The sequence below is a fragment of the Candidatus Scalindua japonica genome, from assembly GCF_002443295.1.
Classification (GTDB): Bacteria; Planctomycetota; Brocadiia; order Brocadiales; family Scalinduaceae; genus Scalindua; species Scalindua japonica.
This window is the reverse complement of the sequence record NZ_BAOS01000007.1, coordinates 1-25973: the sequence shown is the minus strand read 5'-3', so window position 1 is coordinate 25973 and position 25973 is coordinate 1. Positions and strand designations below refer to the sequence as shown.

The window sequence follows — 25973 nt, the reverse complement described above, 5'->3', positions numbered from 1 at the left end:
CATACGTTATGAGGATTAAAAAATGAGATTAGATAAATTTACAATAAAGGCTCAGGAAGCAATACAGGACGCCCAGCAGTTTGCAGCTACAAAAGGACACCAACAGGTAGATCCATTACATCTTCTTGTCAGCCTTCTTCAGCAGCAACAGGGAGTAGTGGTTCCTATTATGAAGAAACTGGGAGTGGATAGTAGTACGGTTCTTGCCAAAGCCAATAAATCCGTAGAATCTTTACCGCAGGTGAGTGGAGTGCAGGGGCAATATATCAGTAATGAATTGAAGGATATATTCAACAATGCTACTGCTGAAGCCGGTAGATTAAAGGATGACTACGTAAGCACCGAGCATCTTTTAATATCCATAACAGATAACAAACAAAGCACTGCAGGCAAAATACTGCTTGAATCAGGTGTTAACAGATCTGAAATTTTTTCGGCATTAAAGGATATAAGGGGAAGTCAGAGAGTTACTGACCAGAACCCGGAGGAAAAATATCAGGCTCTTGAGCGCTACTGCAAAGATCTTGTAGAACTGGCGTCTAAGGGTAAATTAGATCCTGTCATTGGGCGTGATGATGAAATCAGGCGTACAATCCAGGTACTATCTCGAAGGACAAAAAATAATCCTGTATTAATTGGAGAACCAGGTGTTGGTAAGACGGCTATTGCTGAGGGCCTGGCCCTCAGGATTATTAACGGTGATGTCCCGGAAGGACTTAAAAACAAAAGGGTGATGTCTCTCGATATGGGAGCTCTGATTGCCGGTGCAAAATTTAGAGGAGAGTTTGAGGATCGTTTAAAGGCTGTTTTAAAAGACATTGATGCCTCTGAAGGGCAATCAATCATTTTTATTGATGAGTTGCATACGGTTGTTGGTGCGGGGGCTGCGGAGGGGGCGGTGGATGCATCCAACCTCCTGAAACCTGCTCTGGCTCGTGGGGAACTTCATTGTATTGGTGCAACAACTTTAGATGAATATAGGAAGTATATTGAAAAAGATGCGGCGTTGGAAAGAAGATTTCAGCCGGTATATATCGATGAACCATCTGTTGAAGATGCTATTGCGATCCTGCGTGGTTTAAAGGAACGTTATGATTTACATCATGGTGTCCGGATTAAGGATGCTGCACTGGTTGCAGCGGCAACACTTTCACATAGATATATTTCCGATAGATTTCTACCTGATAAAGCTATAGATCTGATAGATGAAGCTGCTTCAAAGTTGAGGATGGAAATAGACAGTATGCCAACTGAGCTGGATGAAGTAGAGCGGAAGATAACGCAACTGGAAATTGAAAGAAAAGCGTTAAAAAAAGAGAGTGATGAGGAGTCAGGGAAAAGGGTTGAAAAGCTGGAGCGTCAACTATCTGGGCTCAAAGAAGATGGCCGCGCATTAAGACTGCACTGGGAAAATGAGAAACAGGTAATAAAAGAGATTCAGGACTTAAATGCAAAAATTGATCAGGCAAGGGTAAACGAGCAGACTGCCCAGAGAAATGGTGATCTGGAAAAAGTAGCGGAAATAAGATATAGTTTGCTCAGTGAATATGACAGTAAACTTAAAGAAAAGCATGAAAGATTACAGGATATTCAAAAAGAGCGATGTCTGCTTAAGGAAGAAGTTGACACTGATGATATAGCAGAGGTTGTATCTAAATGGACCGGTATTCCAGTCTCAAGGATGATGGAGGGTGAAAAAGAGAAGCTTGTCAGAATGGAAGAACGTTTAAGAGAACGGGTCATCGGACAAGACGAAGCAATAGAAGCAGTCTCAAATTCTGTCAGACGTGCACGAGCCGGCTTGCAGGACCCCAATCGCCCGATAGGGACTTTTCTCTTTCTGGGCCCTACGGGTGTTGGCAAGACAGAATTATGTAAGGCGTTGGCTTCTTTTCTCTTTGATGATGAAAATGCGATGGTAAGGATTGACATGTCTGAGTTCATGGAGCAACACTCTGTTGCCAGGCTCATAGGCGCTCCTCCCGGATATGTTGGTTATGAAGAGGGAGGGAGATTGACAGAGGCAATAAGACGTCGGCCGTATTCAGTAATTCTTTTTGATGAGATTGAAAAGGCACATAGAGATATTTTTAATGTTTTACTCCAGGTATTTGATGATGGAAGGTTGACTGATGGTCATGGAAGAACGGTTGATTTTAGAAATACAATAATCGCGATGACCTCGAATATCGGAAGTCAGTATATCCAGGATTTTATTAGTCATGGAAACAGGGACGAACTGGATGCAAATATCAAAAAAACCTTGAAAGACACATTTCGTCCGGAATTCCTGAACCGTATTGATGAAACAATAATTTTCAGCAGCCTGACAAAAGAACAAATTGGAGATATTGTTGAGATACAGCTTGAGGGACTTAAAAAGAGACTGAGCCAGCATAACCTGAAACTGTCAGTGACTGAATCTGCTAAAAAGTGTCTGGTAGAGAAGGGGTATGATGTTTTCTATGGTGCGAGGCCATTAAAACGTACAATTCAGCAACTGATTGAAAACCCTCTCTCATTAGAAATACTTCAGGGTAAATTTCAGGGAGTAAATGAGATAATCGTGGACTCTGAGGGCTTGTCTTTAACTTTTCATACAAAATAATAGTAAAAAATTTCTGACTGTCCGGTAGTTTTACTGCCGGACAGCCAAAACTATAGCTGTTCAACTACTACCGCATGGAGTGAAACTATTGAAACCACATAAAAAAAGAATACTGTTTATTGCGGGGATTTTGATTAGTTTTATTTGTTCATGGCTTTTTGTGAGAAAGATTGAATGGACAAGCTTGGGAATGGCTTTTAGAGAGGCCAGATATATTTATATTTTCCCTACTATAATTATCTTATTTGTAAATTACTATTTAAGGGCGATCAGGTGGGAGGTGTTGCTGTCACCGGTAAAGAAAATATCGATAGTAAATCTGTTTTCTGTGGTTGTGATTGGCTTTATGGCAAATAATTTGTTGCCTGCCAGACTTGGTGAAGTTATAAGGCCGGCTATGATAGCCAGGAAGGAAAAAATAAAAATTTCAACCTTATTTGCCACAATAGTGATGGAGAGGATATTTGATGTCCTCGGTATTATAGTAATCGCCTCTCTGCTTTTCTATTTTCTGCCTTCAGAAACAGATTCCCAAAGCATAATTCACCAATTAAAAAAATGGTCTGTTATCATGGCTTTTTTTGGAATATGTGCGATAACGTCTATGTTTTTGTTGTCGTTGTATCCTGAAAAAGCGGGAGCCGTTTTTGAGAAGATGCTCTTTGTTTTTCCGCATAATCTAAGAGATACACTGGTCAATTTGCTTCATTCATTTGTTTCAGGTCTTCAGATCTTTGACCATAAAACAAAGTTGATATGGGTAGGGATATTATCTCTTATTATATGGTTTTTCAATGCGGCATCTGTATATGTATTGTGCTACTCATTCAGCATAGGTTTATCTTTTGCCGGTGCTTGTTTCGTTATCGTATGTTTAGCACTTGCCGTAGCACTGCCGCAAGCGCCTGGTTTTATAGGGGTTTTTCATATTGCAACACAGAAATCTTTAAATGTATTTGATGTCAGTATATCATCCGCTCAAAGTTTTGCGATATTACTCTGGGCAATAAGTGTCATACCTGTTACTATTGCCGGGTTGCTGTTTCTATGGAGAGAGGGCATGAGCCTCAGAGAAATATCACATTATGATGAGGAAAATATACCGGAGTAATATTGTCTGTTTTGTTGACTGCGCATTAAAACCAATAAAAAACAACCAATCAACAGTTACGAAAGAACTCACTCACTACTCTTTAAGGAGTAACAAAAGCCCGTGTTTCATTATTGATAACCTTCTGTTTTTTCTTGATTTCGGCATTTCTTAGAGTTATCCTTATTTTGCATTTAAATCTCATAACCAGGTAATGTTGCTTAAAGTTTATAAGAAACTTTCACTTTTTTCGCTTACATCCAACGTTAGACGCTTTTAACTTATTATGGTAAAAATACTATGTCAATAAAAACCATCAAAAATGGAAACGATTGGATGGTAAGGGAAGGGTATGAAAAGATTCCTAACAGGTTTGATCCTGATAATTTTCTTTCAGACTTAAATGGTAAGGACTATACATTAATAAAAGAAAACAGGGTGCGATCGGTAATTTCAATGTCGGGATCGGACATAAGTGAAAAAGGAATATACATTAAGTATTTCAAAAAAGGTGACTATAAAGATTATATAAAGCATCTTTTTGTACCAACTAAAGCCAGAACAGAGTGGATGGTGGCAAATGCATTGTTAGGTAAAGGTGTCAATACTGCACTGCCTCTTGCAATATCAGAGGGAAATAGATCTCTCCTTATGGTTACAGAGACGGTTACAAATAGTGAAGATTTCCTGGAATTTTGCCAGGACAATTTAGCAGGCAATTTGTCAGTGGAAAAGGAGTCTGAAAAGATAGCGCTTCTGAACAAACTGGCACTGTTTATTAGAGATATTCATGAGAAGGGATTTTGTCACTATGATCTTCATGCAGGCAATATTTTGATAAAATTCAAGAAGGAACATACTGTATCTGATTCTGATTTGTACTTAATGGACCTGCATCGTGTAAAAATATTTAAGAACATGTCTACAAGAAAGAGAATATTCAATCTCGCACAGATTTTCAACTCACTATCATCAATAATGACAATGGCTGATAAAGAAAATTTTATACGCTCATATGGTACTGATGCTTTTATAAGCAATAAGAATGAATATATTCAATCTCAAAAAGACAACCATCCCATAGCCCCTCCTTCTCAAGGAGGGGAAAGAGGAGTGGTTGTAAAATATTATAGAATATTGCCTGGCGCTGAACAATCACTCATTAGACAAATAGATGATCAATCATCCAGAATAAGAAGCATCCATTACCGAAGCAGACTGAAAAGATGCCAGAAAGAGACGAGTGTGTTCTCAAGGAAAAGGTTTGCTGGTGTGAAAATATATTACAGAAAAGGTTATAATACGGGCAATCTTCTGAATTTGATTGAAAAGCATAATAATGCTTTGGTTAATAATGACAGTAAAGCAATCATAAAACGTGATTCCAGGACGGTATTAACTAAGAACATTCTTAATGACAAAACGGTTCGAAATGTTGTAGTAAAACAGTATAGGGTAGGATGCCTGGGATGCATTCTTAAAAATATATTCCGTGGCACAGCTGGCAGGAAGGCATGGGTGGCTGGTAACGGTTTAAGGGTATACGGCTTCAAAACGCCGTTACCACTGGCTTTAGTTGAGAAAAGTATATCAGGAATACCTACTGGTAGTTATGTTATCATGGAAGAGGTCAAAGATAGTCTGGAGATGGATAGGTACATATTAAAGCATTTCAATAATCAAATGGAATCTACTCTGAATAAAGTAAGCAACCACATAACCCCACCTTATCAAGGATTAGATTCAAAAAAATATATTTCAACTACCGTCTCATCCACTCCTTCTAAAGGAGGGGAAAAAGGGGAGGTAAAGAATGATGGCATATACCTTACAGAAACTAATCAAAAGTATCGTCCATCACGTGAAATGGTGAAAAAGAAAAGGTTGTTTATAAATGATTTTGCAAAAACTCTGGGGATGATGCACAATTACAAAATCTTCCATCATGATCTGAAGACGTGTAATATCATGGTGAAGGAGAAGGACGGCTCTTTTGGTTTCATATTTCTGGATTTCGATAAGGTCTCTTTCAGGGATGAGATTACTGTCAGAAAAAGGGTGAAGAATCTGTCACAGATAAACCTGTCAACACCGAGACTGTTTACTTTGACGGACCGATTAAGATTCTTAAATGCATACCTTGATCAGTGCGGTATAATGCATGAAAAGAAAAACATACTGAGGAAAATTGTAAACCTCAGCGGGGGAGAAAAAATACTCTACGTTTCATCCCGGGGAGATGTGACAGAAGATTGGTAGATATATCATTCATAATTGTAAACTGGAATACCCGCAAAATCCTTATGGATTGTCTGCACTCAATTTATAAGACCGTTACAGATATAAATTTTGAGATTCATGTTGTTGATAACAATTCAAAAGACGGGAGTCAGATGGCAGTAAAAAAGGAATTTCCCGATGTAAAGCTCATAGAGAATGAAGTTAATACCGGATTTGCTCATGCAAATAACCAGGCATTCAACATAATGCGGGGAAGGTTTGCTGTACTCCTCAACTCAGATGCCGTCCTGAAGGAGCACTCGATAGAGAAACTACTAGCCTTTATGACAGGGACTCCCCGCGCTGGAATAGCCGGAGTTCAACTTTTGAACGATGACGGATCAAGGCAGAATTCAATAGACAACTTTCCTTCCATAGAGACAGAAATATTTAATAAAAATATTTTGCGTCTCTTCTTTCCGAACAAATACCCGAGTAAGAACAGGAGTTATCAGGAGCCGATAGAGGTAGATTCAGTTATAGGCGCATGCATGATTGTCAGGAAAGAGGCCATGGAAGAGGTTGGAATGTTTGATGAGGATTATTTTATTTTCCTTGAAGAGACTGACTGGTGTTTCAGAATGTATAAGAAAGGGTGGAAAGTGTATCATGTGCCCGATGCTGAGGTTTTTCACCTTTCAGGTCATAGTAAGAAGAAGAATCCCTGGAGATCACAGATTGAATATTACAAATCTCTATACAAATTTTTCAGAAAGAACAGAACTACGATAGTGTACCTTATAGTTCGTATTTTGAAACCGTGTAAGATATTCGTAAACCTAATATTGAATATTTCAGGAAACGTGATAACACTTTTTCAAACAGAGGGACTCAGGAACAGGTTGCTGAAATACTATAAACTATTTGTATGGCACCTGCTCATGTGCCCGGATAGTATGGGAATTCAGAGAACATCGTAATAGAAACCACCAGTGTAAAGGCAGACTCGCTTCGCTTAATTCACCCTGCATTTAACGGGAATCCTTTCCTAAGAGAGGTCTGTCTTTGCTGCTATCCGGTGGTTCTACTACTAACGTTTTGAGAGGCAGCTAAGGATGTATTCTAAAAGTAAAACCCTGATATCCTGGCGCTCAGCAGTGGAACTGTTGAACAGAAATACAACATAAGGAGAACCTATATGAAGAAAATGAGAGTTTTTAATATATCACTTGCAGCAACATTTGTCTGCTTTTTGTTATCACTCTTTGCTGCAATGCCAGGACTCTCAGCCGGAGATGTTGTTAAAATAACACTGCTTCATTTCAACGATGTCTATGAGATTGACCCAGTCAGCGGAGGGACACAAGGCGGTCTTGCACGTGTCGCTACCTTGAAGAAGCGGTTTCTGAAAGAGAACCCGAATACCTATGCAATACTTGCCGGAGATCTGTTCAGCCCATCTGCTTTGGGAACAGCTCCATATAAGGGTGGACGTCTGGATGGTCGCCAGATGGTGGCAACATTGAATACACTTGGACTCGATTTTGTCACTTTTGGAAACCACGAATTTGATCTTAATAAAGATTCATTCTATAAAAGATTAAGTGAATCCAATGCTACCTGGATATCAAGCAATGTGTTTGATGAAAAAGGGAATTCATTCCCCGGAGTCTCTGAGAATAAGATTATTGTTGTTACTGATGATTCAGGCAAGAAGGTACGCATCGGTCTGTTTGGTGTAACATTAGCAGGTAACCAGAAACCTTATGTTTCCTACAAAAACCCCATTGATACTGCCAGGAAAATGGTAGAGAGGTTGCGAAGCAAGGTGGATATCCTGATAGCGGTCACTCATCTTGCTATTGAAGAGGACATGCGGATTGCAAAAGAACTTCCTGATATTGACTTGATTTTAGGTGGGCATGAGCACGAAAATATTCAGGTATGGCGTGGTCTGAATTTCACACCGATATCCAAAGCTGATGCCAATGCCCGTACGGTTTATGTTCATGAATTGTTCTTTAATACAGACAAAATGGATCTGGAAATTGTATCCCGAATCCGGTTTATTACCAGTGAGATACCCGACGATCCGAAAACGGCAAAGGTCATTAAGAGATGGCGTGATGCCGGGTATAAAGGATTCAGGAGAGCAGGCTTTGAACCTGAGAATATGGTAGTTATGACTACAGAATCACTGGACGGACTTGAGTCGAGCGTTAGAAACAACTCTACCAGGCTTACAGAATTGATTGGTGAAGGAATGCAGGAAGTGTCTCCTGGAGCAGAATTGGCCATTTTCAATGGAGGTTCGGTCAGGATAGATGATGTTATTCCTCCTGGAAAAGTAACGGAGTATGATATTCTCAGGATCATGCCGTTTGGAGGTGACGTGTTATCAGTTAAGATGAAGGGTAGCTTGCTGAAACGCGTCCTTGATCAGGGTCGAAAGAATCGAGGTACCGGCGGATACCTTCAGACCATAAATGTAATTCTCAGTAATGATGGTTCCACATGGCAGATAACCGGGATAAAATTAAAACCGGAGAAGATATACAATGTTGCAATTAATGATTTTCTGCTTACGGGTAAAGAAATCGGCTTAGATTATTTGACTGAAGAGAATAAGGATATTTCTGATGTGGGTAACCATGGTGATATGCGTAAAGCCTTGATAGCTATATTGAAGAAAATGTATGGTGGTAACAGGTAACTAAAAGTGTTAGTTCTTTAAATAGAAAAATAGTATAATGCCTCGTAAGATAAGGTACTTTGTAAAAGAATTGAAAAATGCAGGTTTTGTAAATAAGTGAGGTAAGGGAAGTCACAGAAATTTTGTTCACCCTGAAGTAACCAAACCTGTTGCAATCTCAGGTAAGCCTTCTGATGATGTGCAGTGTTTTGCACTTAAAAGTGATGTTAGTATAAAAATGGAGAAATTAAAATGATAGACAGTAGTCAATTGCTTGAAAAGGCCAGAGATGGTTTCAATACATTAGATATTGGAAGACAGTATGTAGATTCCGCTTTAGAGAACCTTGAGGAATGGTTGACTGATGAGATGTTCAGCAGTTATGCGACTCAAATAGCATATTTGATTAATTCCGGGAAATGGGATTTTCTGTTAGACTCTTTTTATCAGGTTATTCCATTTGGGACAGGAGGCAGAAGGGGGCCGGTGGGGATTGGGCCAAATAGAATAAATCTCTGGACAATAAAGGCATCAGCACAGGGACATTCGCAATATCTTTACAAACAGTATGGAGAAGAAGCAAAGAGAAGAGGGATTGTTATTTCCTATGACGTCAGAGAGTATATACAAAAGGGAGTTTATAATGACACTATTGATAACCCCGTAATGAATCTCAATTGTAAGCAGTTGGCCATAGCATGTGCAGAAGTGTACACGGCAAACGGGATAAAAGTGTTAATGTTCGACGGAGTAAGAAGCACTCCGGAACTTTCTTTTGCAATCCGTCACCTTAAAGCGATTTCAGGTATTATGATCAGCGCCAGTCACAACCAGCCGACAGATAATGGGAAAAAGGTGTATGATGAATTTGGAGGTCAGTTAATACCTCCCGATGATCAGAATCTGGTCAATGAAGTGACAAAGAACGTTCAAGAGATCAAGACTATGGATCTTGGTGTATCTGAAGAAAATGGGCTGATTGAGTATATTGGTAAAGAGGTTGATGAAGCATTCTGGAACACTGTCTCATCACTGTCACTTTCTCAGGAAAGAGAGTTGAAGATACTCTATTCTCCACTACATGGGACAGGACTGACATCTGTTCATCCGATATTAGAGCAGATGAACTTTGATGTTGTGCTTGATCCAAAGACGTCAAATTTGAGCGGCGCGTTTGAAAATGTTACATTCAATATTCCTAATCCTGAAGTAAGAGAATCATTTGACACTTCTTTATCGGCTGCTGAAGAGGTGAATGCTGATGTCATCATCAGTACGGACCCTGATGCAGACAGAATCGGTATCATGGTAAAACATAATGGTTCATGGATGTTTCTCAATGGAAACGAGATTGGAATTATATTGACCCAATACGGCATTTCAAAATATCGAGATAAAAATATATTGAGCGAAGATTGCATCGTTATAAAAACAGGCGTGACCAACTCACTGATTGAGAAAATAACAAAGGAAAACAGTATTCAATGTATCCCGGATCTTCTGGTCGGTTTCAAATATATAGGCGCTGAGATGAACAGAATGGAAAAATCCGGTAAGATGCAGAAGTTTATTTTGGGGACTGAAGAGAGTCACGGATTTATTGTGGGAAATTATTCGAGGGATAAAGATGCCGCGTGTGCCGCAGTATGGTTGTCTGAACTTGCGGCCGAACTTAAAAGAGATAGCAAAACGTTAATGGACTATCTTGATGAGATATACTCGCAGTACGGATATTGTCATAATTATCTGACTGAAATTCGGTTAACGGGTGCAAAAGGAATGGAGCAGATTGCCCTCATCATGGACCATTTGAGAAAGAACGATGTTGGGTCATTGAGTGATTTTGTTGTGAATGAAAAGGTTGACAGATGGGACGGTGAGCCGTTTTTGTCTCCTACAGATAAAGCATCAAGAAATGTAATACTATTCAATCTTGATAGTACGCCTGATACGCAAAGCATACGAATAATTGTCCGTCCTTCAGGAACAGAGCCAAAGGTAAAAGTATATATTGAGGTTGTTGGTAAACCGTGTAATTTGGATACCTTACAGAGTGAAAGAGAAAAGATCTCTGCAATCAGAGAGAGCATAGAAAAAACCTTTATGCGGTATTGCTATAAGATATTAGATGTGGACTTTCCTGAAAGAGGATTTCTGCTATTCTGGCAGCTCCCCCTTGATGTAAAGATAAAATATTTTGAAATAGAAGACGATATTGTCGCGCTGAAAAGTATCTCTGATAAGGGAGAAAGAGAAGAGAGGCTCGAAAAACTTTTCGAATTTCTCGGCAGTGATCCGATTGAAAAGGTTGATAAGGCATTCAGTAATAAATTTGGTGCAGGAATACGGGAGTACTTAGGTGTAAGCTAAGTTGTTGAATTATAAGGAAATTGTCTTCTTTTGGTTGTATACAAAGGTGTGCAGATGTTTGATATATAATCTGCACTCCTTTTTTTTTTGTGAAATTTGCCGGATGCTGCTGGAGCAAAATAGATGTTTAATTATGTTATAAAATGCAAGGATAAAGAATGGGTCTTTATGAACAGTATATTTTGCCTCACATTATAGATAAGGGCTGCGGATCTAAGGCTATTGAGATACAACGGGGGAAGATAGTTCCTCTCGCAGTGGGACGTGTATTGGAGATTGGAATTGGCTCAGGACTGAACATTCCATTTTATGATGCTGAAAGAGTAGATTTTGTCTGGGGGCTGGAACCTTCAGATGGTATGCGTAGAAAGGCAAAAAGAAATTTAAATCGGTCTGGTGTTGAAGTAAAGTGGCTGGATCTTCCCGGCGAGGAGTTGTCATTAGAGAATGACAGCGTAGATACCGTGGTGTTGACTTATACTCTCTGTACCATTTCTGATTGGCATACTGCATTACAGCAGATACACCGTGTAATAAAGCCATCCGGCAAACTGCTGTTTTGTGAGCATGGTGCTGCACCTGATAAGTCTATTCTAACATGGCAGAATAGAATCAACCCGGTTTGGAAAATAATCGGTGGTGGTTGTAACTTGAACAGGCCAATACCGGAATATCTTCAAGAGGGCGGTTTCAGTATCAAAACGATGAACACCCTTTACTTGCCAAAAACTCCCAGAATTGCCGGTTTCAATTATATTGGTGTTGCGAATAAGATATAAAAAAAGATAATACTGCTTAGGAAGGCAGGAATTACAGGAAGGAATAATAAGAATATAATATTACAGGAAAATAAAATATGATTCATCTATCAACAAGGCTTTTCCCTGTCTGGGCAATTCTTTTATCTGTAACTGCATTTTTCTTTCCAAACATGTTCTCAGAGTTAAGGCCGGCAATTATACCTCTGTTATCAGTAGTTATGTTCTGCATGGGGATGACATTGAAATGGCCTGATTTCAAGGAGATAGTCAAGTCTCCAAAAATTATTTTAATTGGTGTCTTGCTTCAATATTTTGTGATGCCTTTATCCGCATTTCTAATATCCAGATCATTGGGCCTGTCGCCTGAGTTTGTTGCGGGTATGGTGTTGGTAGGAAGTAGTGCAGGTGGAACCGCATCTAATGTAATCTGTTATTTAGCAAAGGGTAATGTCGCGTTATCAATCACTTTAACAATGGCGTCTACACTCATTGCAGTATTCGCGATGCCGGTCTTTTCTCTGCTCTACCTGCACCAGATTGTACATGTTCCCTTCTTAAATATGCTGCTCAGCATATTACAGATGGTCCTTATACCGGTACTTGCCGGTACAACCCTGAATACTTTATTAGGGGCCGGGATAAAAAAATCGGTCCGGTTTTACCTTTTTTTCTACTATTGCTATTGTCGTTATAATTGCTATAATCGTCGGTCTTAATCAATCAAAGCTTATGGAGGTTGGGCTTAGTATTGTTTCTGCTGTTATGCTGCATAATATGAGCGGGCTCTTGATTGGATACTGGCTCCCAAGGTTACTGGGATATGATAATTGTACATGCCGTACTCTCAGCATAGAGGTCGGCATGCAGAACTCAGGGTTGAGTGTTGCATTGGCTGTCAAGCATTTCTCTGTAATGGCGGCAATCCCAGGAGCGATTTTCAGTATATGGCACAATCTATCCGGTTCATTCCTGGCAGGGTATTGGAGTTTTAGAAAGTCAGGTAAAAACGGAGAGAAAAATTAATGTAATTATCGACTGGAACATACTCTGATTTTATCATAGAATGGACAACTGATTGAATAGCAGAAATATAAACAGTACCTGATTTTCCTGCTTTCATATAACTTAGACTGAAGATTTTAGAAAATGACAAATACTTTTCCTTCAAAAAATGCTAACACTATCCTCTATTGTAAAAAATGGCAGGAAACTGTTGACTTTTATAAGCATCATTTAAAGCTGCCGATTACCCATGACTCTAATTGGTTTATAGAGTTTAAATTGACGGATACTGCCTGCATAAGTATTGCAGATGAGCGGAAGGCGTCTATCAAGAGCAGTGGCGGTGCTGGCATCACATTGGCGTTGCGGGTTGAAAATATTACTGAAGCCTGGCAATTTCTTCGTGATACCGGTTTGGAATTAGATCCGGTAAGAGAACACGCCTGGGGTGCTCATGTTTTCTATTTCTTCGACCCAGAGGGACATCGGATTGAGATCTGGTCACCAAAATAGGGACTGATTGAGGATAAAATCATAATGACATTGTTATTGATTTTCTACCAATTCTCTTACTCTTTTCGTCTCCAGGCTCTCTCCCAGTACTACAATTACCGTTTCATCTTTGATAATAGATGTGCTCTCTGGATTGTATATAAAATCTTCTTCTTTTCCTTTCATTGCGACTATCAGTACCCTGGTATTTCGTAATAAATTTGCTTCAGACAAGGTTTTGCCAATAAGTTTTGAGTTTGCCGGTATAGTAAACTCTTCAATTCTGTAAGTCTTACCATCTTGTGTCCGTAACATCTTATCGAGAAAGCTGACAGCGGCAGGTCTGACCAGCTCTGATACCATCCTCAGGCCACCAATAAAGTTTGGTAATACTACAGAATCAGCGCCTGCCATCTTCAGTTTTTTAATTGTGATTTTATCCAACCCCTTTGATACTATTCTTAAATCAGGATTCAGCTGTTTTGCTGTCAATGTGACAAACAGATTATCTTTGTCATCCGGAAGGATTGTGATGAGGCCATGGGCCTTATGAATCCCCGCATTAATCAGGACATCGTCATTGGTCGCATCATCGTTGATAAATAGTATTTTCTCCGTTTCATTCAGTTTTTCAAGTTTTTCAGAATCTGTATCAACTACAACAAAATCCCTCTTAGTCCGTTTCAATTCCTTCACGACCGTGCTGCCAATATCGCCAATGCCGCATACGATAAAGTGGTTCTTTAGGACTGATATCTCTTTAAGCATTCTCCGTCTCCCAAAAACGTTAGTCAATTCACCCTCTACTATAAATCCAGTGACAGTACTCACCACAAAAAGGATACTTCCCATTCCAAAAAAGATGATGAAAATGGTGAGTATTCTGGCATATGGATTACCTGACAGGTCTTGTATTTCCCCAAATCCGACTGTCGTAATCGTTATAATGGTCATATAAATAGAATCGAGAAGAGACCATTCTGTACCACCAAGGAACTTATATCCTGCTGTACCCGCAGTAATCGCAATAAGAGTAGCGATCAGGCCTTTAATGAGTCGGTTTTTGAAATGCATGGTACCATTTTGTCAACTAGTTGAGTATAAAATCCTCCAGAGGATTATTGCCTGCTTTTATTAGCTCTACAACTCTCTTTACCCGCAGGATCCTTTCAGGGCTTGCCGGATGACCGCGAAGAAAGCTCTTTGATCTGCTTTTTGGGATTTCCAGTGCAAAGCGTTTCCAGAGATCCACTCCTTTTTCTATATCATAGCCTGCATTGTGTGCATAGATAAGGCCGAGATAATCTGCTTCGCGTTCATTTTCTCTGCTGTATGGCGCGTACAATGCCTTTGTGGTAAGAGGAGCAAATGGTCCGGTTAGACAACCAAGCGTTCCGTACAATGCGGCCATCCTGATATTCCTTGGCAGGTGTCTGGCGGTAAGATGTGCCAACTCATGTCCCATTATTACAGCAAGTTCGTTATCATCTTCTACAAAATGTACCATTCCGGAAGTAAATTCTATTCCGGAAAATTTAGCGTATGCGTTGATCCTGCCTGTCTCATTAAGGCAGATTCGTACGTATGGTTTCTCTTCTGGCTTTACGTCTAAGGAAAGCCTTGTATTATCTCTTTCTACTACCACTGTTGAGGACTCTCCATTTTCAAAAGCAATATCACGACTCTTCCTGATCTCTTTACCATCTATCTCTTTTATGATATCACCATCTCTGATGCCTGCATGGTCTGCGATATAATTGTCAACTACACTAACCACAACACATCCCTCTTCTGTAGACAGCCTATAATACCTGGCAATATCTTCTGTGTTGTCTACAATTAACATACCTGTTACCGCACGTTTTTTAACTACACCTTCCGGTAAAATATTCAGGACTTTAAGTCCCACTTTCCATACTCTGACCAGATCATTGAGATAAATTTCTGTCGCCAGCAGTTCAATATTTTCCTCCAGTTTTTTTAATTCATTTTGTGAAAGAGGTGGGCCGGTGTTAGTGTTTACACATCCATTTATCAAAATAGAAACTGATAAAACCATGGATAGCATTGTTTGTACCTGAATGGTTTTAAGCTTATATTTATACATCATAAATTAAAACTTAGACCTTGTCTGCTCACTATGAAGAAAGGGTTGAGAAGACTTTCTTTATTATAACTTAGCGGTTCATTGGTTTGTGTGTTGATTACCGTGCATTCAGCCTGTTCGGCGATTGCCTGTCCTGCTGCTGTGTCCCATTCCATTGTAGGTCCAAACCTTGGATAGGCGTCAGCTTTACCTTCGGCTACGAGACAGAGTTTCAGTGAACTACCAGAAGAGATAAACTCAATGTTTTCATACTTTTTACTTAATTGTTTTACAAATTCAGAGAGTTCTTCTGAGGTGTGTGATCGGCTACCAACAATTGTAAGAGACGTTTTGTTGTTCTTGTTGAGGGGTAGTCTTTGTGATTTGTCTGTCAACTCTTTTATTGATATATTACTTGTTAAGATTCTGCTGCCTTCTAATTTATATGCACCAAAATTGGTGGCTGCAAAGTAGAAGGTGTCCTTAACGGGTATATAGATAATACCGAGGACAGGTTTATGTTTGTGGATTAGCGCAATATTTACTGTGAATTCTCCATTTCTTTTAACAAACTCTTTTGTTCCGTCAAGAGGGTCAACTAACCAGAAATATTCCCGCTTTTTTCTTTCGTCATAAGGAGTTTCTTTTCCCTCTTCACTTAAAACAGGTACTGTGGAGTTATTGACGGTTATGGTTTGTTCCAGTACATCCGCAATAATTTCGTGTGATCTTTTATCTGCAAGAGTCAGTGGTGATTTGTCATCTTTCTGCTCAACTGCGAAGTCTGAGTCGTATACATCAAGTATCGCCTCTCCAGCACGCTTTGCGGCAAGAATAGTAGTAAGAATAAGTTTATCGTATTTAATGTTCTCCATCACACAATTATCTTGGAAAATATTTTAATTTCAACAAAATAATAATATTAATAATCATGAAAAGCAAACATGTTCTGTTTACTTGTGGACAGTTAATTGTTATTATTAAAATTGTAGGTTCGTATTCTGTTAAAAATGGTAAGTTGTCATATTGATTTAAAGTAAAGATGATTAAGGAATTGAGAAGTGTATGCCCACATGATTGTCCTGATACCTGTGGAATAATTTCGTACGTAAAAGACGGTAAATTGGTCAAGGTCAAAGGTGATCCGGCCCATTTTGTAACCAGAGGTTTTCTCTGCAGGAAAGTAATGCACTATCCGGCAAGGGTCTATAGTCCTGACAGAGTTCTCTATCCTCTTAAAAGAGTTGGTGAGAAGGGTGCAGGCAAATTTGAGAGAATATCGTGGGATGAGGCGGTTGGTACAGTCACATCACGGTTTAAGGATATCATAAGCAGACACGGTGCTGAATCGATCCTGCCATTCAGTGGTTCGGGTACATTGGGGCTGGTTAATGGTGATGTTGCCGGCAAACGTCTCTTTAATCGCATGGGTGCTTCAGGTCTGGATAGGACTATATGCTCCAAGGGAGGAAGGATTGGATATAAATATACTTTGGGTGCTTCCTTTGGCGCTGATCCATTAGCCATACCACAATCAAAACTGATAATATCCTGGGGTACAAACCCGTATTATACGAATATTCATCAGATACCATTGATAAAGGAAGCAAAAAAGAGAGGCGCTTTACATATAGTCATCAATCCTGATAAAATCAAGTCTGTTGAAATAGCAGACTTGTTTATTCAACCAACACCCGGGAGTGATGCCGCACTTGCGTTAGGGATAATGAACGTAATTATTAATGAATCTCTGTATGATTGTGATTTTGTTGAAAAATATACGGAGGGCTTTAATGCATTGTCAGAACAGGTACAGGAGTATTCACCGGAAAATGTAGAAGCGATTAGCGGCGTAGATAAAGAAACTATTAAAGAGTTTGCTGCCATCTATGCGGACCGTAAACCATCGTTCATTTATGCGGGATCAGGTATGCAGCATCATACAAACGGTGGCATGATGATACGTACAATCTCCTGCCTTCCCGGTCTGGTCGGGGCGTGGAAATATCCCGGTGGCGGAATGTTTTATCCTACCAGTGAAGCGTTTCCGATCCAGTGGAACTTGCTTGAAGAAAATGATCTCTGTCCCGGCTCTTCCAGATCAATCAATATGAATCAATTGGGACAGGTACTCTTAAGTGTGGATCCCGCAATTAATGGCTTATATGTATACAACTCTAACCCTGCTGCCGTACTCTTTAATCAAGGAAAGGTTATTTCCGGCTTGAAGAGAGAAGATCTGTTTACTGTGGTGCATGAGCAGTTACTTACCGACACCGCGCGTTACGCGGATATTGTGTTGCCTGCCACTACTGAATTTGAGCATATGGACCTACACTACTCATACTTCCATCTATCACTCCAGTTGAATGAACCGGTAATAGAACCATTGGGGGAAAGCAGGTCTAATCTCGATACGTTTAATACATTGGCAAAATCAATGGGTTATCAGGATAGATGCTTTGATGATACTTCGATTGATATAATTAACAGCGCACTGAAAATTGACAGCAGCTATTTACAGGGAATAACGTTAGAGCGTTTACGAAGTGAGGGTGCAATCCGTCTTAATATGCCCGGTGAGTTTCATATGCCATATAAAGATCTTAAATTCTACACACCTACCGGAAAGATAGAGTTTTATTCCGATAAAATGAAACAGGATGGTCATAGCCCTCTGCCTGTTCATATGCCAATTGCAGAAGGGCCTCTAACCTCACCAGACCTGTACAGGAAATATCCGATATATCTCCTCACGCCTTCGGCAAAATCATTTCTGAATTCTAACTTTGCAAATCTCGGTAATACGGGGAGAGAAAAAGATAAGCCAATACTGGAATTAAACATACTGGATGCCGAGAAACGCGGGATAAAAACCGGAGATATGGTCAGGGTTTTTAATAATCGGGGTGAGTGTGTTCTCATGGCTTCTGTAGGAGATTATCTGAGAGAGGGTATTGCAATAAATAAAGGAATCTGGTGGAATAGTTTAAGCCCGGGAGGATGCAACAGTAACCAGACAACACCGGATAGACTGGCAGACATGGGTGGAGGGTCTACATACAATACTAATTTAGTTCAGATAGAAAGAGTGAAGATTTCGTGTTCAATAAAGGAGGTAAGTATAATGAAAGAAGATTCAGTGCTTGTAAAAGACGTTGTTTCAACTGTTTTTCAAATGAGGGAAGATTTCAAACAGAGTCGGCTTATTAAGTATATGGAGGATGAGAGTATTCCTGCTTCTAAAAGGTTGAACTGGCTTCCATACTTTACATATTTTGCCAACTCATTTTCTGACATCAACAACTATATACTTCCTTATGAAAAACCTGCTGATGAATTAGAAGAGCAGATTAACAGCCATGCAGCTACGGATGCTGAGCATAATTCTCTAATTAACAGGGATATACGTAATCTACAGGAGAAGCTTAAGGATTTTACATTTGCCGATTGCCTTGAATTTTTGTGGAATGATAATATAAAAAAAAGCAGGCTGGTTTCCTATGGTATAGCAAATCTTACGCAGATGGCATCAAATCCATTGGTACGGTACTGTCTTATTCGTGTTATAGAAGAGCTGGGTAATACATTCTTTCTTGTTTCACATAAATGTGCGGTCGGGGCAATCGAGAGCAATTACTTCGGTAAAGTACACCTGGAATATGAACCGGGTCACTTGCATGGATGTGATCCTGAGAAGTTTGAGAGCCAGACATTGACGACTGAAGAAGCGGAGACAGCACAATACGTTATGCAGAAATGCTACGACCTTTTCTTTGACATGATAGAAGAGATATATGAAAGAACTCAGGAAAACAGATTTGATTTTGATTAAATTACAATGAATATCCGTTCCACATCAAAGCCCCGCAGACTCATAATGTTTCACAAACCGAAAGGAGCGATTGTTACGCTATCCGATGAAAACAGTCGAAAAACAGTGTATGATATTCTGCCCAGATTTATACTTGAAGACAGGTGGATACCTGTAGGCCGTCTGGATAGAGATTCGAGAGGTTTGTTACTTTTTACTCGTGAAGGTGGATTGAGTGATCTTCTGACAAAACCAGGAAAATTTTCAAAGTTTTATGAGGTGTGGATTCGTGGACGAATCACAAATGAACAACTTCAACAGACACTGGATGGTGTTAAAACTCCAATAGGTATGTTGAGATTCAAGGGAATAAAGACTTCAGGATATGCAGGTCCCAGGACCCGGTTGATAGTAGAGTTGTCAGAAGGGAAGAACCGGCATATTCGACGTGTTTTCGGAGCTCTTCAAGACCAGCAATTCCATAATTCTCTGAAGGTGCTTGATTTGAAGCGGACACAGATAGGTACTGTCAAGCTTGATATACCATCATCTCAGTGGCGGTTCCTTACACATGAAGAGGAGAATGCTCTAATAAATGGTACAACCCTGTCAAGACGAAAAGGACGAAAAGGTCGAAAAACAAATCGCTGATACAATAAACTATTATCTCAAGAAGCAATAGTGCCTTGTTCTAACTTGCTTCTTTTTGGTTTCAAATGTTATAATAATACGCAATGTATTATTGCAGTTCTGATAGGTAATACCCGTTTCTACGCCTGAAGGAAAAATCGAGCAGGCCGGACGGGTTTTTTTACTGATACCGTTCAAATTGGTGAGAGTTGTTTTTTTCAAACCTTACACTTAAGGATACAAACTGAATATAAATAATAATGAGTTAAAGGGAAAAACAGCTCTTGTTACCGGTGCTGCAAAACGTATTGGCAAAGAAATTGCCCGCGTATTGGCCCAAAACCATGTAAATGTTATTGTGCATTATTGTTTTTCCAGTGACGATGATGTAGAGGAAGCCCTGACAGATATCAAAGTACCCGGTGTCGAGATCTGGAAATTTAAGTCTGATTTTTCCAATATTGATAATGTTGATATTTTTTTTGAAGAGATACGGAATATGATAGGCACTGTTGACATTCTGATTAATAATGCGTCAATATTCTCTTCTTCAAAGCTTTCAACACTTTCGATAAAAGAGTTGAGCAATACATTGACGGTAAACTCAATAGCACCGTTCAGGCTTTCACAGCATATGGCAAAACAGAAACATGACGGATGCATCATTAATATATTAGACAGCCGTGTAAAACGATATGATCTGGGCCATGCTGCCTATCAAATAAGCAAGAATATGTTGTACCATATGACTGAAATGATGGCGGTGGAGTTTGCACCTCAACTTCGGGTTAACGGTATTGCTCCCGGTATAATTTTACCTCCGGACGGAAAGGACGAATCATATATCCGGAAACTAAGCCATAGAAACCTGTTTAATCGTTCCGGTAAACAGTCTGAGATAACTGATGCCGTACTTTTTCTTTTAACAAATACGTTTGTTACAGGGGAAGTCCTGTTTATAGACGGTGGCCAGAATCTCAAAGGAGAGTTATATGAATGAGGTCTCAGAGTACAATGATAAGATTCATATCCGTGACCTTGCATTGCGCTGTATAATTGGTATTAATCCTGAAGAACGGACAGAGAAGCAGGACGTTATTATCAACGTTGTTTTGTTCACTGATACCAGGATAGCAGGACAGACAGATAGCCTTGGAGATTCGGTTGATTATAAAACGGTAAAAAAAACCATCCTGGCTCTGGTAGAATGCTCGGAGTTTTTATTGATTGAAAGACTTGCTGAAGAGATTGCAAAAGTTTGCCTTGATAATTTGAGAGTACAAAAAGTAAATGTTACTGTTGATAAGCCCGGTGCTTTAAGATATACCCGTTCTGTAGCAGTTGAAATTATGCGTACCAGAAAATGCTATGGGCAATAATGTGGATGAAGTATTTATAGGTGTTGGCAGCAATATAGATCCGGAACGGAATATACCCGATGCACTTGCATGCTTAAGTAAACATGTATGTGTAAGAGGGATTTCCGTTTTTTATAGGACCACGCCGCTGTTAAGGCCGGATCAGGATGATTTTTTAAATGGTGTGTGGAGGATAAGTACTTCAATTCCTCCAGAGGAACTGAAATTCCGCGTGCTGAGGACGATAGAAAAGGAGTTGCATCGTAACAGAGAATCTGATAGATACGCGCCAAGAACAATAGATCTGGACCTGCTGCTTTTTGGAGACCTTGTAATACATGATGAAAATGTTGTCATACCGGACCCTGATATTTACAAGCGTGAATTTATTGCCATTCCACTCTCTGAATTAAACCCGGATTTGATTTTACCGGATACAAAAATTCCGCTTACTGAAATATTGAGCAAACTATCAAAAGAAAATATGATACCGGAGATGACATTTACTGAAAACCTGAGAAGGGTGGTTAACGTATGAATAATAAACATTGTGTTTACATCGTAATAATAGCTGGGTTATTAAGCGTCACCGCGTGTATCAGGGATGTTGTGCAAGAAGCTGCCTCGCCTGAGGAGTATGCCATCGAGTTGGCATTAACGTGTATTGTGGTTGATGAAGAAGTCAGTGGTGTAAAAATGAATGCGCGAGATGCAATTGCATTATGGGAGAAAGAGCCGGTATTTACTCCTGTAGGTTGGGAAGCAATAGACGTGGACGAATCAGAATACTTTGTTGTCTTCAACTACAGAGTAAATAATATTGATCAGTTATGGGCATTTCACGTAGTATCTGGAGATGGTACTGTTGAACGAATCGGGATTGGCAAAGACGGGCTTGATGGTGATCGTTATATGTCCAGGATCATCAGTACTTCTTCATATCCCAGGAAAGAACTTGAGAAGAAACTCAAAAAAGTTATTGAGAAACTGATGTTTCAGTAAAGGTTATACTAAGGTCGATATGGTTTTCTGTTTCTTAAAAAACGATAGACAAAATATGCATAAAATAGTAATATTGTGCATAAGGAGACAATGATGAGAACCACGCTTGATTTACCGGAAGAATTAGTTCAGGAAGCAATGGAAGTTGCTCATGTTAAGACAAAGACAAATGTAATTATCCTTGCACTCACAGAATTGATCAGGAAGTCAAAAATTTCTGATCTGAAGAAATTCAAAGGAAAAGTTGATCTGAATATTGATCTGGATCTGCTCAGGGGGCGTTAATGCAGGTGCTTGTAGATACATCTATCTGGGTAGATTATTTTAGAAGTGGTATTAAATCCAGTGAGCTGAGTATTTTGATAGATGAAAATCTTATTGTAACTAATGACATTATCATTGCCGAACTGATTCCATACTTAAAAGTAAAGAGACAGAACAAGATTATCCAATTATTAAGCGAAATTATGAAATTTCCTCTCAAGATTGATTGGGAGGAGATTATACAACTTCAGGTAAAATGTTTGAAGTCCGGTATCAGTGGGGTTGGAATACCTGATTTAATTATTGCGCAGAATTCAAGACAAAACAGTTGTAGTATTTACTCTTTAGATAGACACTTTCTTATGTTGCAAAAGATTGTGGGAATCGGAAACTATGGACACTGATTCAACTGTTTATAATTGCTTCAACCAGGAAGACGGACAGATGCAAATGAAAGTAAAACTGATTGTTGAAAGTTGATATCTGGCCCCACACAGAGAGGAATTGGTATGGCACAAAAAGGTATACGGCAGTTCGATGCTAAGAAATTGTTAGCACAACATATTGGCCAACTGTCAAATGGAAGGTTCAGCTACGGTGGTTGACCTTGGATGCGGAGATGAGCTCGCGAACTACGGAGAGTACAACGGTAACCCAAGTACCGATGAAACGTGTGAGTACACAAAAACATTTCTCGACCTCATGTCAAGGGAGAAAGTAGAGGGGGTAAGGTGTTTATTATTGGCAGTGAAATTGTAAACTTTACTGACGTTGCTAAGACCTTTGATGGAATAAATAAGTGCACTGGAAGAGTACGCTGAAAAAATCTACGATTGTAGCTGCCAGAGCGGGGAAGGACTTTCCAACATCAGTAGCGTCAGGCATGTTGACAATCGGCCCAAGATTTGGTGGTGCTATTGACGATGCTGCAAAATATTTCAAAAGCTCTTTAGACAGGGGATTGACTCCAAGGGCGTTCGTGGATGAGATGAAGGTTAAAGAAAAGAACATACCGGGAATAGGCCACAGGATAAAAAGTGTTCAAAACCGGATGTTCGCGTCAAGCTTCTGAACGAGTGGGTATTTAAAACACTTCCACGGAACGATGTATTAAATTATAACCACCCCTTTTCCCCTTCTTGCCAATGAGGAGATTAAAGCCCTCGGCGTTTTTTGTCAGGGGAAAGGGAGATCTTTCGTTATTTATTTAAAAACATAATAAATATTAGGAATAAAACCATGTCAGAACAAGAACAACCGGATATTATCTATACCATTACTGATGAAGCGCCCGCACTGGCTACTTCATCCTTTCTTCCTATAGTAAAATATTTTTTAACAGCTGCGGGAGTTACAGTAAGTACCAGGGATATTTCACTGGCAGGCCGCATTATTGCAAAATTTCCGGACAGCCTGACCCCAGAGCAGAAACAACCTGATGCTCTGTTTGAGTTGGGTGAGCTGGTTAAAAGACCTACTGCAAATATAATCAAACTTCCAAATATCAGCGCATCTATACCGCAGCTAAAAGCTGCTATTTCTGAATTACAGGAGAAGGGATATGATATACCGGATTATCCGGAAGCCCCCTCGAACGAAGCACAGAGAGATATTCAGGCAAGATATAAAAAAATTTTGGGAAGTGCTGTAAACCCCGTTTTGAGAGATGGCAATTCAGACCGCAGGCCCCCCGCGGCTGTGAAAGAGTTTGCCAGGAAACATCCGCATAAAATGGGTGAATGGCGTTCAGATTCAAAAACTCATGTTACCCATATGGACGACGGAGACTTCTTTTCCAACGAAAGATCTGTTACTATCTCAGGTTTGTCTGTTGGTAATGCCAGAATTGAGTTTTTTAGTGAAGACAATCAACTCACGGTCCTGAAAGACAGTATAACGCTGCAGGAAGGAGAGATTGTTGATGCTACATTCATGAGCCGGAAGGACTTGCGCAAGTTTCTTGCTGAACAAATAGAGGACGCGAAAGAGAAGGGTGTTTTATTCTCTCTACATCTGAAAGCAACAATGATGAAGGTGTCTGATCCGATTATATTTGGACAGGCAGTTGAAGTGTTTTTTGCAGATGTGTTTGATAAACACATGGCTGTTTTTGAAGAATTGGGTGTTAATCCCAATAATGGTCTGGGTGATGTGTATGCCAGGATACAGAATTTACCGGAAGCACAAAGAGAGGAAATTGAAGATGATATACAGGCCTGTATTGATACACAAGCTGATCTATATATGGTAAATTCAGATAAGGGTATAACGAATCTACATGTTCCAAGCAACGTAATTATTGACGCATCTATGCCGCCGATCATTCGTGATGGTGGAAAAGCCTGGGGGCCAGACGGAAAAGCACATGATGTTAAGGCTGTAATCCCTGATTCCAGCTATGCCGTTATTTATGATGAAACAATAAAATTCTGTAAAGAAAATGGTGCGTTTGACCCGGAGACTATGGGTAGTGTGGCCAATGTCGGTCTTATGGCTGGAAAAGCCGAAGAATATGGTTCCCATGATCAAACATTTAAAGTGTCTGCGGATGGAGTAATTCGCGTTGCTGATGCGGAGGGTGTAACACTACACGAACATAGTATTGAAAAAGGCGATGTCTGGCGTATGTGCCGGGTGAAGGACGAGCCGGTCAGGAACTGGGTGGAGTTGGGGGTTAAAAGAGTTAGAATAACCGGTTCACCGGCTGTTTTCTGGTTAGACAAAGAGAGAGCCCACGATGCGCAACTTATTGACAAGGTAAATCATTTTCTGGATAATCTTGATCCAAATGGTGATCTGGATATTAAAATTATGTCACCGGTTGATGCGATACGCTACACACTTCAGCGTGTGAAAGATGGTAGAGATACGATTTCAGTTACGGGAAATGTTTTACGTGATTATTTGACAGACCTGTTTCCCATTCTTGAACTCAATACCAGTGCCAAAATGCTCTCAATCGTTGGTCTGTTAAATGGCGGCGGCCTGTTTGAAACAGGCGCGGGAGGCTCAGCGCCCAAGCATGTACAACAGTTTCTGGAAGAGGGGCATCTACGGTGGGATTCCGTTGGCGAGTTTGCGGCTATTGCCGCCTCACTCCAGCATCTCAGTGCTGCACGCAAAAACGTGAAGGCCGGTATTGTAGCAAAGGCATTGGACCAGGCAACAGCAAGGCTTCTGATCAACAACCAGTCACCATCCAACAAGGTGGGTGAACTGGATAACAGGGGAAGCCAGTTTTACCTCACGCTCTACTGGGCACAGGCACTGGCAGAACAAGAGGAAGATCCCGAACTTCAGGAATATTTCTGTCCACTTGCAAAAGCGCTGGCATCAGGAGAAGAACAGATTATAAGGGAGTTGAATGATATGCAGGGTAAGAAAGTCGACCTGGGAGGCTACTACCATCCTGACCCTGAGAAAGTAGCAAGAGCAACGCGTCCAAGTGCTACCTTAAATGCTGCATTCAAATAACGGTTTTCTAAAATTTGATTCTTCATTCCACTTTGTTTCATTCAGAATAATAGATCAGCATGTCATTCTGAGGGAGAAACGACCGAAGAGTCTATACCTTGAATTTCCAG

The 25973-nt window shown here is 40.0% G+C and carries 24 protein-coding genes; 21 read left to right on the top strand and 3 right to left on the bottom strand.

The window, feature by feature from the left end:
- Positions 1-22 precede the first annotated feature (22 nt).
- The 10 genes from clpB (at position 23) to SCALIN_RS05950 (ending at position 13256) form a co-directional block, all read left to right on the top strand.
- Complete coding sequence (gene clpB, locus SCALIN_RS05990) at positions 23-2608, top strand: ATP-dependent chaperone ClpB (protein ID WP_096893499.1); 2586 nt, start codon at positions 23-25, stop codon at positions 2606-2608.
- An 88-nt stretch (positions 2609-2696) separates the two neighbouring features.
- Positions 2697-3719, top strand: a complete 1023-nt coding sequence (locus tag SCALIN_RS05985) for a lysylphosphatidylglycerol synthase transmembrane domain-containing protein (RefSeq protein WP_162532174.1) — start codon at positions 2697-2699, stop codon at positions 3717-3719.
- Between the two features lie 279 nt (positions 3720-3998).
- On the top strand, positions 3999-5957 hold the full coding sequence (locus SCALIN_RS05980) for a lipopolysaccharide kinase InaA family protein (protein ID WP_096893497.1): 1959 nt from the start codon (positions 3999-4001) through the stop codon (positions 5955-5957).
- Complete coding sequence (locus SCALIN_RS05975) at positions 5951-6898, top strand: glycosyltransferase family 2 protein (protein ID WP_096893496.1); 948 nt, start codon at positions 5951-5953, stop codon at positions 6896-6898. The genes SCALIN_RS05980 and SCALIN_RS05975 overlap by 7 nt, the downstream gene beginning before the upstream one ends.
- 218 nt (positions 6899-7116) lie before the next feature.
- Positions 7117-8631 carry a bifunctional metallophosphatase/5'-nucleotidase gene (locus SCALIN_RS05970; RefSeq protein WP_203415372.1) on the top strand — a complete coding sequence of 505 codons (1515 nt, stop codon included), beginning with the start codon at positions 7117-7119 and terminating at the stop codon, positions 8629-8631.
- Between the two features lie 231 nt (positions 8632-8862).
- Positions 8863-10980, top strand: coding sequence for a phospho-sugar mutase (locus tag SCALIN_RS05965; protein WP_096893495.1), 2118 nt, complete (start codon positions 8863-8865; stop codon positions 10978-10980).
- Between the two features lie 158 nt (positions 10981-11138).
- Positions 11139-11759: a class I SAM-dependent methyltransferase gene (locus tag SCALIN_RS05960; RefSeq protein ID WP_096893494.1), complete on the top strand. Its 621-nt coding sequence runs from the start codon at positions 11139-11141 to the stop codon at positions 11757-11759.
- Between the two features lie 77 nt (positions 11760-11836).
- Positions 11837-12457 carry a bile acid:sodium symporter family protein gene (locus SCALIN_RS05955; protein WP_230406565.1) on the top strand — a complete coding sequence of 207 codons (621 nt, stop codon included), beginning with the start codon at positions 11837-11839 and terminating at the stop codon, positions 12455-12457.
- Between the two features lie 13 nt (positions 12458-12470).
- On the top strand, positions 12471-12764 hold the full coding sequence (locus SCALIN_RS23030) for a bile acid:sodium symporter family protein (protein ID WP_230406564.1): 294 nt from the start codon (positions 12471-12473) through the stop codon (positions 12762-12764).
- A gap of 123 nt (positions 12765-12887) precedes the next feature.
- Complete coding sequence (locus tag SCALIN_RS05950; RefSeq protein WP_096893493.1) at positions 12888-13256, top strand: VOC family protein; 369 nt, start codon at positions 12888-12890, stop codon at positions 13254-13256.
- Between the two features lie 33 nt (positions 13257-13289).
- On the opposite strand, the gene SCALIN_RS05945 is transcribed toward SCALIN_RS05950, so the two are convergent.
- Genes SCALIN_RS05945 through cysQ form a run of 3 tightly spaced genes read right to left on the bottom strand, consistent with a single transcriptional unit; the run spans position 13290 to position 16196 of the window.
- Entirely contained in the window at positions 13290-14309 is a 1020-nt protein-coding gene (locus SCALIN_RS05945) for a potassium channel family protein (protein ID WP_096893492.1), read from the bottom strand.
- 16 nt (positions 14310-14325) lie between these two features.
- Positions 14326-15345, bottom strand: a complete 1020-nt coding sequence (locus SCALIN_RS05940; protein ID WP_096893491.1) for a M48 family metallopeptidase — start codon at positions 15343-15345, stop codon at positions 14326-14328.
- Positions 15342-16196, bottom strand: a complete 855-nt coding sequence (cysQ, locus tag SCALIN_RS05935; protein WP_096893490.1) for a 3'(2'),5'-bisphosphate nucleotidase CysQ — start codon at positions 16194-16196, stop codon at positions 15342-15344. Before cysQ ends, SCALIN_RS05940 begins: the two co-directional genes overlap by 4 nt.
- Before the next feature lie 167 nt (positions 16197-16363).
- Between cysQ and SCALIN_RS05930 the strand changes: the two genes are divergently transcribed.
- The 11 genes from SCALIN_RS05930 (at position 16364) to SCALIN_RS05880 (ending at position 25863) form a co-directional block, all read left to right on the top strand.
- Complete coding sequence (locus SCALIN_RS05930; RefSeq protein ID WP_096893489.1) at positions 16364-19156, top strand: molybdopterin-containing oxidoreductase family protein; 2793 nt, start codon at positions 16364-16366, stop codon at positions 19154-19156.
- 45 nt (positions 19157-19201) lie between these two features.
- Entirely contained in the window at positions 19202-19786 is a 585-nt protein-coding gene (locus tag SCALIN_RS05925; RefSeq protein WP_203415371.1) for a pseudouridine synthase, read from the top strand.
- Between the two features lie 223 nt (positions 19787-20009).
- A complete protein-coding gene (locus tag SCALIN_RS05920) occupies positions 20010-20765 on the top strand; it encodes an SDR family oxidoreductase (RefSeq protein ID WP_096893487.1) in 756 nt (251 codons plus the stop codon).
- Positions 20758-21144: a dihydroneopterin aldolase gene (gene folB, locus SCALIN_RS05915; protein ID WP_096893486.1), complete on the top strand. Its 387-nt coding sequence runs from the start codon at positions 20758-20760 to the stop codon at positions 21142-21144. The genes SCALIN_RS05920 and folB overlap by 8 nt, the downstream gene beginning before the upstream one ends.
- Complete coding sequence (gene folK, locus SCALIN_RS05910; protein WP_096893485.1) at positions 21134-21661, top strand: 2-amino-4-hydroxy-6-hydroxymethyldihydropteridine diphosphokinase; 528 nt, start codon at positions 21134-21136, stop codon at positions 21659-21661. The genes folB and folK overlap by 11 nt, the downstream gene beginning before the upstream one ends.
- A complete protein-coding gene (locus tag SCALIN_RS05905; protein ID WP_096893484.1) occupies positions 21658-22125 on the top strand; it encodes a hypothetical protein in 468 nt (155 codons plus the stop codon). The genes folK and SCALIN_RS05905 overlap by 4 nt, the downstream gene beginning before the upstream one ends.
- A gap of 90 nt (positions 22126-22215) precedes the next feature.
- Positions 22216-22410, top strand: coding sequence for a type II toxin-antitoxin system VapB family antitoxin (locus SCALIN_RS05900; protein WP_203415370.1), 195 nt, complete (start codon positions 22216-22218; stop codon positions 22408-22410).
- Entirely contained in the window at positions 22410-22793 is a 384-nt protein-coding gene (locus tag SCALIN_RS05895; protein WP_096893482.1) for a PIN domain-containing protein, read from the top strand. Before SCALIN_RS05900 ends, SCALIN_RS05895 begins: the two co-directional genes overlap by 1 nt.
- A gap of 175 nt (positions 22794-22968) precedes the next feature.
- Positions 22969-23148, top strand: a complete 180-nt coding sequence (locus SCALIN_RS23800; protein ID WP_203415369.1) for an ATP citrate lyase citrate-binding domain-containing protein — start codon at positions 22969-22971, stop codon at positions 23146-23148.
- A 40-nt stretch (positions 23149-23188) separates the two neighbouring features.
- Positions 23189-23461 carry a citrate/2-methylcitrate synthase gene (locus tag SCALIN_RS05885; RefSeq protein ID WP_133111705.1) on the top strand — a complete coding sequence of 91 codons (273 nt, stop codon included), beginning with the start codon at positions 23189-23191 and terminating at the stop codon, positions 23459-23461.
- 167 nt (positions 23462-23628) lie between these two features.
- Positions 23629-25863: an NADP-dependent isocitrate dehydrogenase gene (locus SCALIN_RS05880; RefSeq protein ID WP_096893525.1), complete on the top strand. Its 2235-nt coding sequence runs from the start codon at positions 23629-23631 to the stop codon at positions 25861-25863.
- Positions 25864-25973 lie beyond the last annotated feature (110 nt).